11 protein-coding genes and 1 tRNA gene are annotated in these 17,198 nt (G+C 69.2%); 6 read left to right on the top strand and 6 right to left on the bottom strand.

All coding sequences use genetic code 11. From position 1 onward, the window contains the following. The first annotated feature begins 107 nt into the window (after window positions 1-107). Window positions 108-1,841 (top strand): heparinase II/III domain-containing protein, encoded by a 1,734-nt coding sequence (locus QSJ40_RS07600; RefSeq protein WP_285729908.1) that lies wholly within the window; start codon window positions 108-110, stop codon window positions 1,839-1,841. Window positions 1,842-2,905: 1,064 nt separating this feature from the next. Here QSJ40_RS07600 and QSJ40_RS07605 read toward each other — a convergent pair. Together QSJ40_RS07605 and glgA are read right to left on the bottom strand one after the other, a co-directional pair. Then, a tRNA-Leu gene (locus QSJ40_RS07605) sits at window positions 2,906-2,991 on the bottom strand. Window positions 2,992-3,130: 139 nt separating this feature from the next. Beyond that, complete coding sequence (glgA, locus tag QSJ40_RS07610; RefSeq protein ID WP_285729910.1) at window positions 3,131-4,333, bottom strand: glycogen synthase; 1,203 nt, start codon at window positions 4,331-4,333, stop codon at window positions 3,131-3,133. A gap of 276 nt (window positions 4,334-4,609) precedes the next feature. On the opposite strand from glgA, the gene glgC reads away from it, so the two are divergent. Next, window positions 4,610-5,845 (top strand): glucose-1-phosphate adenylyltransferase, encoded by a 1,236-nt coding sequence (glgC, locus tag QSJ40_RS07615; protein WP_285729912.1) that lies wholly within the window; start codon window positions 4,610-4,612, stop codon window positions 5,843-5,845. Between the two features lie 103 nt (window positions 5,846-5,948). Here glgC and QSJ40_RS07620 read toward each other — a convergent pair whose 3' ends face one another. Genes QSJ40_RS07620 through QSJ40_RS07630 form a run of 3 tightly spaced genes read right to left on the bottom strand, consistent with a single transcriptional unit; the run spans window position 5,949 to window position 9,363 of the window. After that, window positions 5,949-6,806 (bottom strand): transglutaminase family protein, encoded by an 858-nt coding sequence (locus tag QSJ40_RS07620; protein WP_285729914.1) that lies wholly within the window; start codon window positions 6,804-6,806, stop codon window positions 5,949-5,951. Beyond that, window positions 6,803-7,735 (bottom strand): alpha-E domain-containing protein, encoded by a 933-nt coding sequence (locus QSJ40_RS07625; RefSeq protein WP_259871078.1) that lies wholly within the window; start codon window positions 7,733-7,735, stop codon window positions 6,803-6,805. Before QSJ40_RS07625 ends, QSJ40_RS07620 begins: the two co-directional genes overlap by 4 nt. Continuing rightward, window positions 7,735-9,363, bottom strand: coding sequence for a circularly permuted type 2 ATP-grasp protein (locus tag QSJ40_RS07630; RefSeq protein ID WP_285729918.1), 1,629 nt, complete (start codon window positions 9,361-9,363; stop codon window positions 7,735-7,737). The genes QSJ40_RS07625 and QSJ40_RS07630 overlap by 1 nt, the downstream gene beginning before the upstream one ends. 152 nt (window positions 9,364-9,515) lie before the next feature. On the opposite strand from QSJ40_RS07630, the gene pepN reads away from it, so the two are divergent. The 4 genes from pepN (at window position 9,516) to QSJ40_RS07650 (ending at window position 16,445) form a co-directional block, all read left to right on the top strand. Next, a complete protein-coding gene (gene pepN / locus QSJ40_RS07635; RefSeq protein WP_285729920.1) occupies window positions 9,516-12,113 on the top strand; it encodes an aminopeptidase N in 2,598 nt (865 codons plus the stop codon). 149 nt (window positions 12,114-12,262) lie between these two features. Then, on the top strand, window positions 12,263-13,627 hold the full coding sequence (locus tag QSJ40_RS07640; RefSeq protein WP_285729922.1) for a hypothetical protein: 1,365 nt from the start codon (window positions 12,263-12,265) through the stop codon (window positions 13,625-13,627). 11 nt (window positions 13,628-13,638) lie between these two features. Beyond that, entirely contained in the window at window positions 13,639-15,330 is a 1,692-nt protein-coding gene (locus tag QSJ40_RS07645; protein WP_061712795.1) for an ABC1 kinase family protein, read from the top strand. Between the two features lie 302 nt (window positions 15,331-15,632). Further along, entirely contained in the window at window positions 15,633-16,445 is an 813-nt protein-coding gene (locus tag QSJ40_RS07650) for a hypothetical protein (protein WP_285729925.1), read from the top strand. Window positions 16,446-16,458: 13 nt separating this feature from the next. Here QSJ40_RS07650 and QSJ40_RS07655 read toward each other — a convergent pair whose 3' ends face one another. After that, complete coding sequence (locus tag QSJ40_RS07655; protein ID WP_006215546.1) at window positions 16,459-17,193, bottom strand: hypothetical protein; 735 nt, start codon at window positions 17,191-17,193, stop codon at window positions 16,459-16,461. Window positions 17,194-17,198 lie beyond the last annotated feature (5 nt).

The raw sequence follows: 17,198 nt of genomic DNA on the forward strand, positions 1-17,198 counted from the left end.
TGACCCGACAAGGGCATGATATTTCCCAATTGACGCCGTGACCGACCCTGCGCCAGCTAAGATGAGGTTCGATTCTCCCTCCCCTCACCCCCTCGGAAGGACGACAAGTGCAGCAGATCCCCGCAGTCAGCGTCGCTGACCTTGATGTCGACGCTGCGACTCGGCAAGCACTGGGGCCGTCGTACGATCGGCCCGCAGCGCTTTCCGATGACCTGTCGTCGCACTGGGCGGGCAGACTGGTCCTGCCTCCCCACCCCTCTTGGGAAGGCGATCGAATGGACTGGACCGCCGATCCTTTTCAGGATCGCAATTGGCAGTTCCAGCACCACACGTTGCGCTGGCTCAATCCCCTCCGGTGGTCGGCCCTGGACGGCGACGCACGCGCCCGTGATGAATGGCGAGCCGTGGCGCGCTCCTGGTTCCATGCGAATGTGCCCCCGTCATCGGCAGCCAGTGCATTCGCGTGGAAGGACATGGCCGATGGGAATCGAGCACTGCAGCTATCCCTGGGCGCAGCTCTTCTCGCTGATGACGACGAGTGGTTCATAGATCTGCTGAAGGCGCACCGAGAGTGGCTCATGGATCCAGAGCACATCGTGGGCAAGAACCACGGCCTTCACCAACACACAGGACTCTTCGTCCTGGGGGCAGTGATGCGCGATGACGAGGCCATGGACACGGCTGTCACCCGGATGGCAGACCAGTTCGCGACCACATTCGACGCCCAAGGTTGCAACGACGAAGGCTCCACTGCTTATCACCAGATGAACCTTCGCTGGTGGTCTCAAGCGTGGCGAAGGGTCGCCCTCGAGGGCAGGGCCATTCCTGATTTCGCAGCACACCGGCTGGCTGGCGCAGGAACAGTCCTCGCCCATCTGGCTCAGCCCGACGGGAGGTTGCCACAGATTGGCGATTCTTCCCGTGGCCCGGTCTCCAGGGGACTCGATCCGGTGGCGGACTTCGCCGCAACCAAAGGCGTCCGCGGCACTCGTCCCAAGGCCACTGCCTTGGTACTCGACGGCGGTTACGCGATCTCTCGCAGCGGTTGGGGGGAGCAGCGAAAGATTCACAACGAGTCGCATATGATTCTCCGTCACGGACCCTTCGTTCGAGCCCATGCTCACGCGGACCTGGGAAGCGTCCATATCTACGCTGCAGGCAGACCGTGGTTGGTAGACAGCGGATTCCACAGCTATCAGAGTGCGGACCGCACCCGTCAGCATCTGCATTCCCGACAGGCCCACAACCTGGCTCTTCTTCCTGAACGGGAGTATTCGCCCCGCTCAACAGTCGCCATCGAGCGTGCGGAGATCACGGAGACTGTCCATGACTTCGCAGTGCTCGACCCCGGGTATCCGGGCGTCCAGCTGCGTCGCCGCGTGATCTACCTTGCCGGTCCGGACTGCTGGATCATCCGTGACACTGCAGACGGCGACACAGGATCGCTGCTCCGACAGCACTGGCAGGCCGACCTCGGTCTGCGTTGCCGACGTCACGATCGAGGGTTCACTCTGCAGGACAAGGATCGTTCGATGTCCTTGACCTGGCTCGGCGGGACCCCTCGCCTCTCGCGACACGAGGCTCAAGACGGTGATCTGCGCGGTTGGGTCGGCACACGGTGGAAGACCCTCAAGCCGGGGACTCTGCTCACTGCGGAGAGGCAGAACCCTGATCGTGGGCTGACGGTCCTGATCGCACCGAATGCAGGGACACCCCTCGGTATCGTCGACTCGTATGTCACGACCTCGGGCACCGTCACAGCCACATTGTGCCGCGGAGGGGGTGCATGGAAGGTGCGCATCGAAGATCGCCAAGAGGTGGTCGTCTCACCTGTGCTCTGACTCCCTGATTCGCGTCGTTCTCAACTTCGGCGACCGAGCGCTCGACGTCGAGGCCAAGACCAGCGGAACAGAGTCGGCCCGAACTCGCCGATGACGGCGGGCCGAACATTCCTCCCAGGCGCCGACCACTCGTGGGTCATATGCCGGAAGTGCGCCTACAGCGACAGCAGGTCTCTGAAGCCTAAGCGGACCTGGAGGGGACTGGGCGGTGGTTCCAGCCTCCGGGCGCAGAATCCGGGCCACCGTGCACCTCTCCGGTCACAGGGGCTCGCGAGTGGTCACCGAGGCAGGCGTCAGCCGGGCCGGCCCCTGCACCGGTGACCGCTCGTTGATGGCCCGCACGAGGCCTGCCCTCGAGCGCGTCATGGCCGGCTATCGGCATCAACGGGTCTCATTCGACGCGCATCAGACCCGCGACTTCGTGGGTCGTGTCCCCTCGGCGCGCCCCTGCCCTTGGTGGTTCCGTTCAGGCAGCGGGCCTTGCTCGCTGAAGCAGAAGCTCACTGCCCTGGCCCGACTGGAGACGTCGGGCTATACGCGCATTCCTGCGCACAGCCTCGAAGCCTGTGATAGCAGAGGCGGGTCGAAAACGACGAAAGGCACCCCGGACCAGATGGTCCGGGGTGCCTCCGATGCCCTGGGGACATCGCACTGTGCGCGGAGGGGTGTTGAGTCTCACTACCTCGTCACCACATGTCTCAAAACCTCATCAACACCAGCGGACCCACGATGAGACATGACCCGCCGCCGCCTCGGGACCTTCAGGCAGCCCGCCAGAGGCGGGAGAAGCCTCACCTGCAACCGGCACGCCGCTCGGCACCGTCGAGGCGCCTTGCCGCCGGGACGTCGGAGCCGCCCCGGTCAGCCTGGGAAACCAGAGCGACCCCACACCCGGACCCACGGGACGTGACGGCACCCGAGCGACATCGCCAGGCACCCACCGTCTGACGGGTAGCGGTCGGATTCGTACCGAAGCCTGGACTGGAAGGAAGGGGCCGTGCACAACGAAAAACACCCCGAACCGGGGGTTCGGGGTGTTTCCGATGTACTGAGACATCACACTGTGCGCGGAGGGGGACTTGAACCCCCACCCTCTAATACGAGGACTAGCACCTCAAGCTAGCGCGTCTGCCTATTCCGCCACCCGCGCGGGTGACTCACGATCCTGCCGGAAACCGGTCGGTCGCTGAGCAACGCGGACTACTTTAGCACAGCCTGGGACTCACCAAGGACGCGAGCGGGCCGCCGACTCCCCGTAGGGATGTCGGCAGCCCGCGAGTCGGAACCGATCAGTGCCGCTCGATCGCGGCCCGGTAGACCTCCAGGGTGCGCTCGGCGATGGCCTCCCAGGCGAAGTGCTCCTCGGCGCGCTTGCGCCCGGCGCGGCCCATCTCCCGGGCGCGCTCCGGGTCGGAGAGGACATCGGTCAGCGCGGCGGCGAAGTCCGAGACGAACTTCTCGGGATCCAGCGGGGTGCCGGAGCCGTCGTCGACCTGCTCGATCTCGACCAGGCGGCCGGTCTCGCCGTCCACGACCACCTCGGGGATGCCGCCGGTGGCGGTGGCCACCACGGCGGAGCCGCAGGCCATGGCCTCGAGGTTCACGATGCCCAGCGGCTCGTAGATCGACGGGCAGGCGAAGGCGGTGGCGTGGGAGAGGATCTGGATGACCTCCCGGCGCGGGAGCATCTTCTCGATCAGGACCACGCCGTCGCGGGTGGACTTGAGCTCGTCGATCAGCTGGTTGACCTCGGCACCGAGCTCGGGGGTGTCGGCGGCGCCGGCGCACAGCACGAGCTGGACGGACGGATCGAGCTGCTTCATGGCCCGCAGCAGGAAGGGCACGCCCTTCTGCCGGGTCACGCGCCCCACGAACGCCACGGACGGCCGGGACGGGTCGATCCCGTAGGTCTCCAGGACATCGGTGGACTCGTCGCGGTCCCACTGCTCGACGTCGATCCCGTTGTGGACGGTGTGCACCTTCTCGGGGTCGACCTCCGGGTAGGAGCGCAGGATGTCGCGGCGCATGCCGTCCGACACGGCGATGATCGCGGAGGCGCCCATGTACGCGGTCTTCTCCACGAACGACGACAGCGCGTACCCGCCGGCCAGCTGCTCGGCCTTCCACGGGCGCAGCGGCTCGAGCGAGTGGGCGGAGACCACGTGCGGGATGCCGTGCATGAGCCCGGCCAGGTGCCCGGCGAAGTTGGCGTACCAGGTGTGGGAGTGGACCAGGTCGGCGCCGGCGATGTCGTCGACCATGGTCAGATCGGTGCCCAGCGTCTCGAGGGCGGGGTTGGCGCCCTTGAGGTCGGCGGGCACGGGGTAGGCCTTCACGGTCGCGCCGTGGAAGTCCGGCTCGCGGGGCTCGCCGAAGCAGCGGACGTTCAGGTCCACCAGCGGGGCCAGGACCCGGGACAGCTCGGCCACGTGGACGCCTGCGCCTCCGTAGATGGCGGGCGGGAACTCTTTGGAGATGATGTCGATGCGCACGTGATCGACACTACAGTCCCCCGCTCGGGCTGCCCATACACGCGCAGCGGATTCGCCCACGTCGTGCCCGCACGGAGGGCTCCGTGCGCCGGCACGAGCGCCGTCGCGTGACCGCAGAGCGACGAACGCGCAAATGCAAGAGCAAATTGCGGCAAGGCGGCTTCCCATCGGCACCGATTCAGGGTTGAGTAAGTCCGGGTGCGCGGACGTGATCTGCGCCTCCTCTGGGGGCGGGGCCCCCGGGACGACGACGTCTTCCACGCGAGAGGTTCCATCATGGTGCGACCGAATGTCCTTGCCATCGTTCTGGCTGGCGGCGAGGGCAAGCGCCTGATGCCGCTGACGGAGGACCGGGCCAAGCCCGCGGTCCCGTTCGGCGGGTCGTACCGGCTGATCGACTTCGCTCTCTCCAATCTGGTGAACTCGGGCTACCTGCAGGTGGTCGTGCTGACCCAGTACAAGTCGCACTCCATGGACCGCCACCTCTCGGAGACCTGGCGCCTGTCGACCCTGCTGGGCAACTACATCGCCTCGGTCCCGGCCCAGCAGCGCTCCGGCAAGGACTGGTTCCTGGGATCGGCCAACGCGATCTTCCAGTCCATGAACCTGATCGACGACGCCCGCCCTGACTACGTGGTGGTCGTGGGCGCGGATCACGTCTACCGCATGGACTTCTCCCAGATGCTGGACTTCCACATCGAGAAGGGCGTCAAGGCCACGGTGGCAGGCGTCCGCCAGCCGATGTCGCTCGTGCAGTCCTTCGGCGTGATCGAGACGGATCCGCAGGACTCCTCCCGCATCACCCAGTTCGTGGAGAAGCCCGAGACCACGCAGCCGCTGGCCGATGATCCGGGTCAGTTCCTGGCCTCCATGGGCAACTACATCTTCAGCACCGATGCCCTGGTGGAGGCCCTTCGCGAGGACGACCAGCGCGAGGACTCCAAGCACGACATGGGCGGCGACATCATGCCGTACTTCGCCGATCGAGGAGAGGCGGCGGTCTACGACTTCACGTACAACGACGTCCCCGGCTCGACCGATCGCGACCGCCAGTACTGGCGCGATGTCGGCACTCTGGACTCCTACTACGACGCCCACATGGACCTGCTGCGGCCCATGCCGATCTTCAACCTCTACAACGAGCAGTGGCGGATCTTCACCCACCAGGTCGTCGCCCCGCCGGCCAAGCTGGTGCGCGGGCCGTACCACGAGGGCGGCGTGGCCACGGACTCGATCCTCTCCCCCGGCGTGATCGTGGCCGGCGGACGGGTGCAGGAGTCGATCCTCTCGCCGCGCGTGCAGGTGAGCAATCACGCCCGCGTGGCCGAGTCGGTGCTGATGCACAACGTCAAGGTCGAGGACGACGCCGTCGTGGAGCGCTGCATCGTGGACAAGAACGTCGTGATCCCTCAGGGCGTGCGCGTGGGCGTGAACCTGCAGGAGGACCGCGAGCGCGGCCTCACCGTCACGGACTCCGGGATCACGGTGATCCCCAAGAACTTCACGTTCTGAGACCGCTGAACACCACGGCGCCGGCCCCCTCGCGGCAGAGGGGGCCGGCGCCGTCGTCGTGCCGGGTCGCAGAGGACCGGTCGGGGACCAGGCCCGCCGCGGCTCAGCTGAGCCGGGTGATCTCGACCGTGACGTCGAGGGACTCGGTGGACGACCCGCCGGTGAGCATGCCCTTCAGCGGGGGGACGTCGCGGTAGTCGCGGCCGTGGCCGACCTTGACGTGGCTGTCGTCGAGCGCCTTGTGGTTGGTGGGGTCATAGGCGCGCCAGTCGCCGTCCCACCACTCGAGCCAGGCGTGGGACTCCCCCGCCACGGTCTGCCCGATCCCGGCGTCCTCGTCCGGGTGGATGTATCCGGAGACGTAGCGTGCCGGGATCCCGAGCTCCCGCAGCAGCGCGATGGCCACGTGGGAGAGGTCCTGGCACACGCCCTTGGCGTCGCTCCACACGGCGTCGGCGTCGGTGTGCACGCCGGTGACGCCGGATTCGTAGGCGACCCGTTCCGCGATCCGGCGCAGGATCTCCCGGACTGCGGCATCGGGCGTCTCGGCGGTCTCGCGCACCTGCTCGGCCACGGCCTTGAGCTCTTCGCCGGCCGCGGTCAGGGACGTGGGCGCGATGTACTCCGCCTGGGTGTCGAGCAGGTGCGGGTCCCGCAGCTGCTTCCAGCCCACCCTCTCGACGTCGGTCTCCCCAGCCGCGGAGCGGTCCACGTCCACAGTGGCCGAGGAGCGCACCTCGAGCACGGTGTGGCGGTGGGGGACGTCGAAATCGGCCACGCGGGTGCCGAAATAGTCGACGTAGTTGTGGATCGAGGCCGACGACGGCTTCACGGCCAGCTCGGCCGTGATGACGTGCTGCTCGTCGTCGCTGACCGGGGTCATGCGCGCCTCGTTGTGCGAGCGCGAGACCGTGCCCTCGTAGGTGTAGCGGGTGATGTGATCGATCTTGAGCCTGCTCACAGGACACCTCCGAACCAGGACGCCTCCTGGGCGTGGATGAAGTACTTCTCGCTCACGGCCTTCGAGGCGCGGCTGATGGCGGACTGGACGTCGTTGAGCTGCCGAGGCAGGTGCTTCACGATGTCATCGGCGCTGTCGTACTCGAGCTCCATGAGCGCCTTGCCGATGATGCGCCGGGCCTCGCTGGACACGCCCAGGCGCCCTCCGCCGGGATCGAGGTCCGAGAGCACCTTCTCCGCCCGGCGCAGCGAGTAGATGATCGTGCGGGGGAAGAGGCGGTCGAGGACCAGGAAGCAGGTCGCGGACTCGTCGTTGAAGGAGCCGCCGCGCGAGCGCAGGAAGGCCTCGTAGGCCCCGGCGCACTCGAGGATCTCGGCCCAGGTGGCCTCCCCGGAGCCGCCCCGGGAGGAGGCGCGGGTCCACAGCAGCCGGGCGGTCATGTCCGCGCGCTCGAGCGTGACGCCCAGGGTCAGGAACTGCCAGGACTGGTCGTGGGCCATGGTCATGTCCGCCAGCCCGCGGGTCATGGAGATCCGCTCGGAGGCCCACTGGCACATGCGGAAGGTGCCCACGGTGTCCTTGCGGTGATCGGCCAGCCCGTAGTTGGTGGCGTTGAGGGTCTGCCACATGGAGGAGGAGACGATCTCGCGAGCCCGGCGGGCGTTCTCGCGCGCCGCTCCCACGGAGCCTGCGATGGACGTGGTGGTCTCCGGGTTCCAGGCGAGCTCGAAGATCATGTCCTGCACGCCGGCATCGGCCTGGGGCTCCACGCCCATGATGGCCATGATCCGACGGGCCTCCACGCCCTGTTCGTGCTCCGGCAGCTGCGTGATCCGCTCCAGGTGGACCTCGAGGATCCGGGCCACGCCGTCGGCGCGCTCCATGTAGCGCCCGATCCAGAACAGCGATTCTGCGATGCGGCTGAGCATCAGCGCTTCCCCTCTCCCGTGGTGCGGCGGACAGCTGCAGCGTCGTCGACGACGGCCGCCTGCTGCTGCTGCTCCTGCTGGCGGCGCAGCGCGGATTCGTCGAAGTCCCCGCCGTGGGCCGGTGCGGTGGCCTCCATGTCGGCGATGGTCTCGGTGGTCTCCGGGTCGGCGGCCGGCTCCAGGCGGTGCTGCCCGACGACCCAGGTGTCCTTGGAACCGCCGCCCTGCGAGGAGTTCACGATCAGCGAGCCCTTCTGCATGGCCACGCGCGTGAGTCCGCCGGGGAGGACGTACATGTCGTCGCCGGAGTTCACGCAGAACGGGCGCAGGTCGACGTGGCGCGGCGAGAAGCTCTCGCCGTCGAAGGTGGGGACGGTGGACAGCTGCAGCACGGGCTGGGCGATCCAGCCGCGCGGGTCCTCAAGGATCTTGGCGCGCACCTCATCGATCTCCTGCTCGCTGGCCAGCGGGCCGATCACGATCCCCTTGCCGCCCGAGCCGTCGACGGGCTTGACCACGAGCTCCGCCAGGTGCTCCAGCACGTAGGCGCGGGCCTCGTCCTCCTCGAGCCGGTAGGTGTCCACGTTGGGCAGGATCGGCTCCTCGTCCAGGTAGTACCGGATGAGGTCGGGGACGTAGGAGTAGACGAGCTTGTCGTCGGCCACGCCGTTGCCGATCGCGTTGGCGATGGTGACATTGCCCTGGCGCGCTGCGTTCACCAGGCCCGGGCAGCCCAGCACGGAATCCGGGCGCAGCTGCAGCGGGTCGGTGAAGTCGTCGTCGATGCGCTTGTAGATCACGTCCACGCGCTGCTCGCCCTCCGTGGTGCGCATGAAGACGCGGTCCCCGCGCACCACCAGGTCGCGGCCCTCCACGAGCTCCACACCCATCAGTCCGGCCAGCAGGGTGTGCTCGAAGTACGCGGAGTTGAACACGCCGGGCGTCAGCACGACCACGACGGCGTCGTCGCCGGGCTCCGGGGCCGTGCTCCGCAGCGCGTGCAGAAGCTGTCGCGGATACGAGTCCACGCCGAGGATCGGGGTGGAGACGAAGGCCTCCGGAAGGCCCTTCATCATGGCGCGGCGGTTCTCGATCACGTAGGAGACGCCCGAGGGCACGCGCACGTTGTCCTCGAGCACGCGGAAGGTTCCGGCGTCGTCGCGCACCAGATCGATGCCGGCCACATGGATGCGCACCCCGCCCACGGGCTTGAAGCCCCACACGCAGCGGTGGAAGTGCGAGGACGACGTGATCAGCGACCGCGGCACGATGCCGTCCGAGATCACCCGCTGCTCGCCGTAGACGTCGTCCAGGAAATGCTCGAGGGCCTTCACACGCTGCTTCACGCCGCGCTCCACGACCTCCCATTCCTCCTGCGGGATGATCCGCGGAACGATGTCCAGCGGGAAGGGCCGCTCCTCCCCGGCGTAGTCGAACGTCACGCCGCGATCCAGGAAGGACCGGGCCATGAGCTCGTCGCGTCCGGTCACGGAGGACAGGTCGAGGCCGTCGAGGACCTCGTGCACCCGGTCGTACGGAGCGCGCACGGCCCCGGGGTCGGAGAACATCTCGTCATAGGCCGTCTGGCCAGACAGATCGTCCGGATAGCCGCTGAACAGTCTCGTCATGTCGTGGCGGTCGCTTCCTCGTCTGCGCTGGATCTGCGGCCGCGCCGCGGAGCCGGGCCCCTTGCCCGTCATGAGTGTCACACATCCGAGCACCGCCGCCCGGTTGCCCCACGGGATGACGGGCACCGGTGAGCTGTCCCTAGGATGGGTCCGTGCCGACTCCCAGCCTGACCCGTCAAGAAGCAGCCGATCGCACTGAGCGCGTGCACCCGCACCGATGCGAGGTCGACCTCGACCTCACCGGCGCCCCGGATGCCGCGCGCCGGACCTTCCCCGTGGAGGTGGCCTGGACGTTCTCCTTCGACCGGGCCGACGGCCCCGATGAGACATTCCTGGACTTCACCGGCGAGGTCCTGGGGCTGGAGATCAACGGCCGCAGCCTCAGCGCCGAGGAGATCGCCGCCGCCTTCGCCGAGGACCGTCTGCGCCTGGAGGGCCTGCAGCCCCAGAACCGGGTGCGCGTGCGCGGCGAGGCCCTCTACTCCCGCTCCGGGGAGGGCATGCACCGATACACCGACCCGCAGGACGGCGAGGTCTATCTCTACACGCAGCACGAGCCGGCCGATGCCCACCGCGTGATGCCGTGCTTCGATCAGCCGGATCTGCGCGCCGAGTGGGTCTTCCGCCTCACCGCCCCGCAGCAGTGGGCAGCGCGCTCCAACGGCACGCCGGTCAGCACTCCGGCGCAGGACGGCTCAGCTGCGACCCGCCACGAGTTCTCCCCCACGTTGCCGATACCGGCCTACCTGACGTCGGTGCTGGCCGGGCCGTATGTCAGCGCCGAGTCCTCGTGGGAGTCCTCGGCTCCTCAGCGCCCGCAGCACCTGCCCCTGCACCTGTGGTGCCGCGCCTCGATGGCCGAGCACCTGGACGCCGAGGAGATCTTCACGATCACCCGGCAGGGCCTCGACTTCTTCACCGACCTGTTCGACATGGCGTACCCGTTCGACACCTACGAGCAGGCCTTCGTCCCCGAGTACAACCTGGGCGCCATGGAGAACCCCGGGCTGGTCACCTTCACCGAGGACTACCTCTTCCCGGACGGCGCCAGCCGCCAGCAGCTGGCGGGCCGCGCGAACACGATCCTGCACGAGATGGCGCACATGTGGTTCGGGGACCTGGTGGCCATCCACTGGTGGGAGGACCTGTGGCTGAAGGAGTCCTTCGCCGAGTTCATGGGAGCCCACGCCTCGGTCAGCGCCACGCAGTTCACCGAGGCCTGGACGGGCTTCGCCGTGGGGCGCAAGGCCTGGGCCTACCGCCAGGACGCCCTGTCGACCACGCATCCGATCGTGGCCGACGTGCCGGACGTGGCAGCGGCCAAGCAGAACTTCGACGGCATCACCTACGCCAAGGGGGCGGCCGCTCTCAAGCAGCTCGTGGCCTTCGTGGGCCTCGAGGACTTCACGCGTGCATGCCGGGTCTACTTCCGCCGTCACGCGTTCGGCTCCGCGCGTCTCGAGGACTTCCTGGCCGTTCTCCAGGAGTCCTCCCAGCGCGACACCGCCACCTGGGCCCGCGACTGGCTCACGACCACCGGAGCCACCGTCCTGCGGCTGCAGACCCACCGCGATCCCGACGGGGCCCTGGTCTCGGCCTCCCTGACCCCGGAGGGCACCGTCCACGACCCCGCCTCCGAGCGCGATCATCAGCTCGCCGTCTCCGTGTGGGGGTCCGCGCAGGAGCCCCAGCGCACCGTCGAGCTCACCCTGTCCGGGCGCACGGCCCACGAGCTGCCGCATCTGGCAGGTGCCGACGGCGTGCTGGTGGTCAACGACCGCGACCTGGACTTCGCCGAGATCGTGGTCGATCAGCCCACGCGGGAGGATCAGCTGGCCCGGCTGTCGTCGATCCCGGACCCCATGGCCCGAGCCGTGGTGTGGTCCGCGCTGTGGACCGATGTCCGCCAGGCCCGCCTGGACCCGGAGGACTTCGTCGCGGCGGTGATCGAGCACCTGTTCGTCGAGTCCGACGAGGCCGTGTTCACCACGGTGCTCGGCCAGGCGGAGGAGGCCCTGGAGTCGTACCTGCCGGCACGACGCCGCCCCCAGATCCGCGGCCGGCTGATGGAGCGGGTGATCGGGCAGCTGCAGGCCGCCGAGCCCGGCTCGGACCGCCAGCGCAGCCTGGCCTCCTCCCTGGCCCGCCTCAGCCACCGCGACGGCGCCGCCCACGGCCTGACCCAGGACCTCCTCAGCGGGGAGGTCGTGATCCCCGGTCTGCACCTGGGCCCTGCCCTGCGCTGGTCCCTGCTGACCGGCCTGGTGGCCACCAACCACGCCGTGGACTCCTCGATCCTGCGCGAGTCCGAGCGCGATGCCTCCCGCATCTCCCAGATCGGTCGGGCCCGCACGAACGCGGCACGGCCCACCGCACGCGCCAAGGACCTGGCGTGGGCGGAGATCCTGGGCCACGAGCTGACCAACGACCTGCTCTCCGCCACGATCGAGGGCTTCCAGCTCGGCAGCCCGGACCTGCTGGCCCCGTACCGGACGCGCTACTTCGAGGTCATCGAGCCCGAGTGGTCCCAGCGCTCCATCGGCATGGCCACCCGCCTGGTCCGCGGCCTCTTCCCGGCCGCGGCTGACCTGTCCCCGAGGGCAGATCCCGAGCAGGATCCGATCCTGCGGCGCAGCGGGCAGTGGCTGGACGAGCACGCCCAGGCCGATCCGGCCCTGCGCCGGATCGTGATCGAGTGCCGCGACGAGCTCGCCCGGAGGCTGCGGGCCCAGGCAGCAGCCAGGCCCTGAGGCCGACGCCCATGACGTCCCAGCCCACAGCCCCGCAATCCCCGGCTCAGGCGCCGCCTCGTGACAGACTGGCGGGACCGGGAGACCGACTGTCCCCGGCAGCAGCGGATGGCAGCGCCCGGAGCGCGCCCCAGAGGCAGAGGAAGACGATGGCCGACTACCCCCTGAACGATCGGGGATCTCTGCAGGTCGTGACCGAGAACTTCTACGACGCGGAGATCATCCGCGTCTTCGGCGACCTCCCCCTCGGAACCCCCCGCAGCTACGACGGCCCCGCCGTCCTGGTCCCCGAGCCGGACCACCCCGTGGACCCCACCACCATCACGGTGCGCATCAACGGCCAGCGGGTGGGGCACCTGGCGCCGCAGGACGCCGAGCGCTACTGGCCCTCGATCACCCGCGTGGTCGCCTCCGGCTACGACGCCGTGGCCACGGCGCACCTGAAGGCCTCCCTGGTGGCCGCCGACGACTTCACGGAGGTCGATGCCGACCTGCGCCTGGACCTGGCCGCCCCGGACCTGCTCTTCCCCCTGAACTCGGCCCCGCAGCGGGCCACCGTCCTGCCGCAGGGCTCCTCCATCAAGGTGCTCGACGAGTCGCAGCACGCCGAGTACCTGCATTCCGTCCTGCCGCGCACCGGCGAGGGCCGGGTCATGCTGACCCTGGAGGTCAACCAGGTCCGCACCCCTGCCGGCGAGCACGTGGACATCGTGGAAGTGCTGCACCAGCGCCAGGTCGTGGGACGGCTGTCCACGCAGCTGTCCGAGGTCTTCATCCCGGTGATCCGCCACGCCTTCGAGCACGACCTCCTCACTGCCGCCTGGGGCACGATCCGCGGCACCTCATACGAGGTCTCGCTGACCGTGCAGGCCGCGCGCCCGGACATGATCCCGGACGAGTGGTTCGAGCGCCTCCCGCGCGAGTTCCTCCCGCTGGAGCCCGAGGCAGACAGCTACCGCGTCCCGAACGCCTACGTCCCCTCCGAGCTCGAGGCTGCGCGGCCGTCGCGCTGGCGCCGTCGCTCCGGTGGGGCCACAGGCACCGCGGAGACGACTCACGGCGCGTTCCCCGGGCTGGCCGGTCGCGGCGAGCAGGAGGACACGCAGTCCCCCAAGCGCGCCCCCAGGGCCTCGGGCCGCGGCTCGTCGCGAGCCCACCCCCCAGGATCGCAGGCCGAGCGCGCCGGCGGCGGGCGCCAGGTCCAGGGCGGTCGTCCCGACGGCACGTTCGTGGGCCTGCTGGCGATCACCGCGGCCCTCGTGGTGCTCGGGCTGATCTTCGTGGGTCGTGAGCCGCTGGTGACCGCCCTGTGCCTGATCGTCGCCCTGGCGGCCGGTCTGATGGCCTTCTACCTGCGCTCGGTCATGCCCGGGTCCACGCGGCGCTCCGAGCAGGACAGCGCCGGGCTCGACGACGACGCGCGGCAGCAGGTCGGCACCGGGCCGGACACGCGCGATGACATCCCCACCGTCGCCGAGCCTGCGCAGCGCGACAAGACGCCGAACGAATCCTGACCCGCCCCAGAATGCTCTCGCGGCGCGAACGGCTCTTCCAGATCCTGGAGGTCCTCTCCCAGCACGGCTTCGGCTTCGTGCTGGCGGGCCTCAAGCCCGAATGGCGCGCCCCGCTGGAGCGCGTGCGCCTGGTGGACCCGGACAAGCTGCGCCCGCAGCCCGTCCACCTGCGCCTGGCGCTCGAGGAGCTCGGGCCCACGTTCGTGAAGCTCGGCCAGCTGGCCTCCACGCGCCCGGACCTGCTGCCTCAGGAGTACGCCCGCGAGCTGGCCCGCCTCCAGGACTCGTCCCCGCCGATCCCGCCGGATCGCATCCGCGAGCTGCTCGAGCAGGAGCCGGACACCGCCGCAGAGGAGATACTGCGCCACATCGACCCCGTCCCGCTGGCCACCGGCTCGATCGGGCAGGCCCACACCGCGGTCTACGACGGCATGGACGTAGTCGTGAAGATCCGCCGCCCAGGGATCGTGGACACCGTCAACCGCGACCTGGAGGTGCTGCGCGAGCTCGCCGTGCTGATCACGCGCTACTGGCCGGGCGTGGGCGATCAGGACCTGACCGGGCTGGTGGACCAGTTCGCCGCCTCCATGCGAGATGAGCTCGACTACCTGGCCGAGGCCCGCAGCACGGAGCGGATGCGCGAGCTGTTCGCGGGGCATCCGTCGCTGATCGTGCCCGCTGTGGTGTGGCAGGCGACCTCCTCAAGGGTGCTGACCACCGAGCGCATGTCCGGCATGAAGATCACGGATCACACGGCCCTGGACGCCGCCGGGGTCGATCGCCACCAGCTGGCCGTGACGGCCACGGAGATCCTGTGCCAGATGATCTTCGTCCACGGCTTCTTCCACGCCGATCCGCACCCGGGGAACCTGTTCATCCACTCCGACGGCTCGATCGCCATGATCGACTTCGGCATGGTCGGCAGCCTCTCGGAGGAGTTCCGCGATGCCCTGGTGACCATGCTCGTCGGCGTCTCCCAGGGCAATGCCCGTCGCGCCACCACCGGGCTGCTCAAGCTCACCGACCGCGCCCCGGAGAACCTGGACCGCGCCGCCCTGGACCGCGATGTCGAATCCATGATCCGCAGCTACGCCGACCGGCCCCTGGCCGAGGTGCGGATGGCGGCGCTGCTGTCCGACCTGGTGGCCTGCCTGCGCCGCCATAGGCTGCGCCTGCCGCGCGATTCGGCGCTGTTCCTGCGCATGGTGATCACCGCCGAGTCGATCGGCAAGGGCCTGGATCCCGACTTCGACCTGATCTCCGTGATCCGCCCGTTCGCCCGCCAGTTCGTGCTGCGCCGCGTCTCGCCCGAGGCGCTGCTGCACCGGGTGCGCGGGCTGGTGGAAGAGGCGGTCCAGCTGGGCCAGGACTCCCCCGACGTCATCCGACGGATCATGTCCGTGCTGGAGAACGGCGGATTCGACGTCCATCTGCGCGCGGACGAGCTCGAGCCTCTGCTCAACCGCGGCGAGCGCATCGGCCACCAGGTCATCGCCGGCGCGGTGATCGCGGCGACGATCAACGGCATGTCCCACGTGGTGGCCTCCGAGCCGCAGCGCTACGGCCGCTTCCACGTCCCGCTGATGATCGGCGGGACCGGAACGGTCGGGGTGCTCTCGGCGTATCTGGCGGCCTCCACGGCCACCCCCAGAGTGCGCCGGGTCGTCTCCTCGCTGCGTGAGCGCAGACGACGCACACGGTGAGCTCGGCTGACCCGATCCATCGCGTGCCCGCCTCTGCCCACCTCTGCTGGTGTGTGTTCACGTGGTCCGATCTCGTCCGCGCCGTCCACACAGACGGGCGCGAAAGTTGAAGCCTCATCCAGCTCGACGGGCTTTCGGGGCGACTTCGCTCCAGACCAGCCAGTAACGTCGATACCGTCGTGCACCGGACGGACTGATCCCCCCGGCCGATGCCGGCCCCTCATCGTCGCGCGACCCGCTGGATGAGGCGTGTCCTCCCACCCGTGGGGCTCCTTCCGCAGGCACAAGAGATGAGGTCTCCCATGCCGGACATCGACTCGGCTCCCATGCTCGTCTCGGAGCCCATGAGCCTCGAAGCCGTGCGCCACGGCCGCCCGCTGAAGCTGTCCGCGCAGCAGCGCGAGAGGATCCGCCGAGGGTTCGCCGCCCTGGTGCGAGAAGGCCTCCAGTTCGACGGTGTGGACGTGGCCGGCGAAGAGCCGGTGCGCGTGCTCCTGTCGATCCGCGAGCCCGGCGCCTACGACCTGCTGGCCTCCATCCGCGACGCCCGTCCGCTGCACCGTCGGCTGCTCTCGCCGCGCCGCGTCGACGAGATCTCCGTGCTGGAGGACAAGCTGCGCGAGGCCGTGGAGACGGTGCTCTCGGGCGTGCAGATGCTGCCGATCATCCTGGGGGCCAAGTCCGTGGTGGTGGGCACCGCAGCGGATCAGCTGAACCTCGTGCCCATGGTCACGGACGATCGGCACGTGATGCGGGTGCCGACCAATATCTTCGCGATCCTCCGCTCGTCGCAGCAGGCCCAGGCCGCTGCAGAGGACCTGAAGCACCTCTTCGAGCAGGACGACTCCACGGTCACCTTCGTGCAGGGCAAGGGGCCCTACACGAGCGAGGGCGCCACGGTCATGGAGGTGCCGGCGAACATGTGGGAGCGGGTGCGGGAGATGCACCCGGCCACGATCTTCGACTCCGTGCCGCGGGTCGAGGGTCCGCTGCTGCCTCTGGTCACGCGCACTCCGCGCGAGGACCTCCCCCGGCCCGCCCAGAGCGATGTGGGTCCTGAGGAGCGCGGCCGACGCACCGATGTGCGGATGCCGCCGCCCGGCCCCCTGCTCTGAAGCTGCGGCCGTCTCAGGCGGCGCCGGGCTTCGCGTCGGCGTCCATGCCGGCACCGGGCTCCGGGTCGGGATCGGTGCTCCGCCGGTCGATCGGGCGCTGCACCTGCGCCCCGCGCACGAACTCCAGGACGCGATCGGTCGCGATGACCATGTGCTGGATCCGGCTGCGCTTGTCCTCCGCCCCGTAGGCCAGGGAGACGGCACCCACTCCCTCTCGCGTCAGCCCGGAGAGAAACTCCCGCATCTGGGCGTCGAAGCTGCCGTGCAGCAGCCCGTAGTCGACCTCCGGCGAGACGCGCAGGTGCTGGCCGTCGTCGGCCTCGGTCAGGTCCACGTGACCGCAGCGCACCTCCCGCACGGTCTGCGGCGCGGCCAGCACGAAGCCGAAGGCCCGCACGATCTCCACGAGCCCGAGGACGCTCAGGTGCAGGGCCTGCTCCGCGGTGCGGACGGGCTCCGGATTGTCCGCGCCCAGCGGCGTCGGCTGATCACCGGCGCGTCCTCGCACATCGGCGACGACCTGTGCCTCGAACACGACGGCACCGGGGCCGGGCTCGTAGAAGCTCATGCTCAGGCCCTCCTCCGGGAACCGCTCCGGAGGACGATGGTGGGCGTAGAGCGTGCGAGCCATGGCCTTGAGCGCCATGTAGGACCGGCGCACGACGTCCCGGTCGATCTCGATCGGTCGCCCGGCGGGGTCGTCGACCCGCATCACCAGGTCGATCGATGCCCTGTTCAGAGGTGTCATCTCCC

This window comes from Kocuria sp. NBRC 114282 (assembly GCF_030268385.1).
Lineage (GTDB): Bacteria > Actinomycetota > Actinomycetes > Actinomycetales > Micrococcaceae > Kocuria > Kocuria palustris.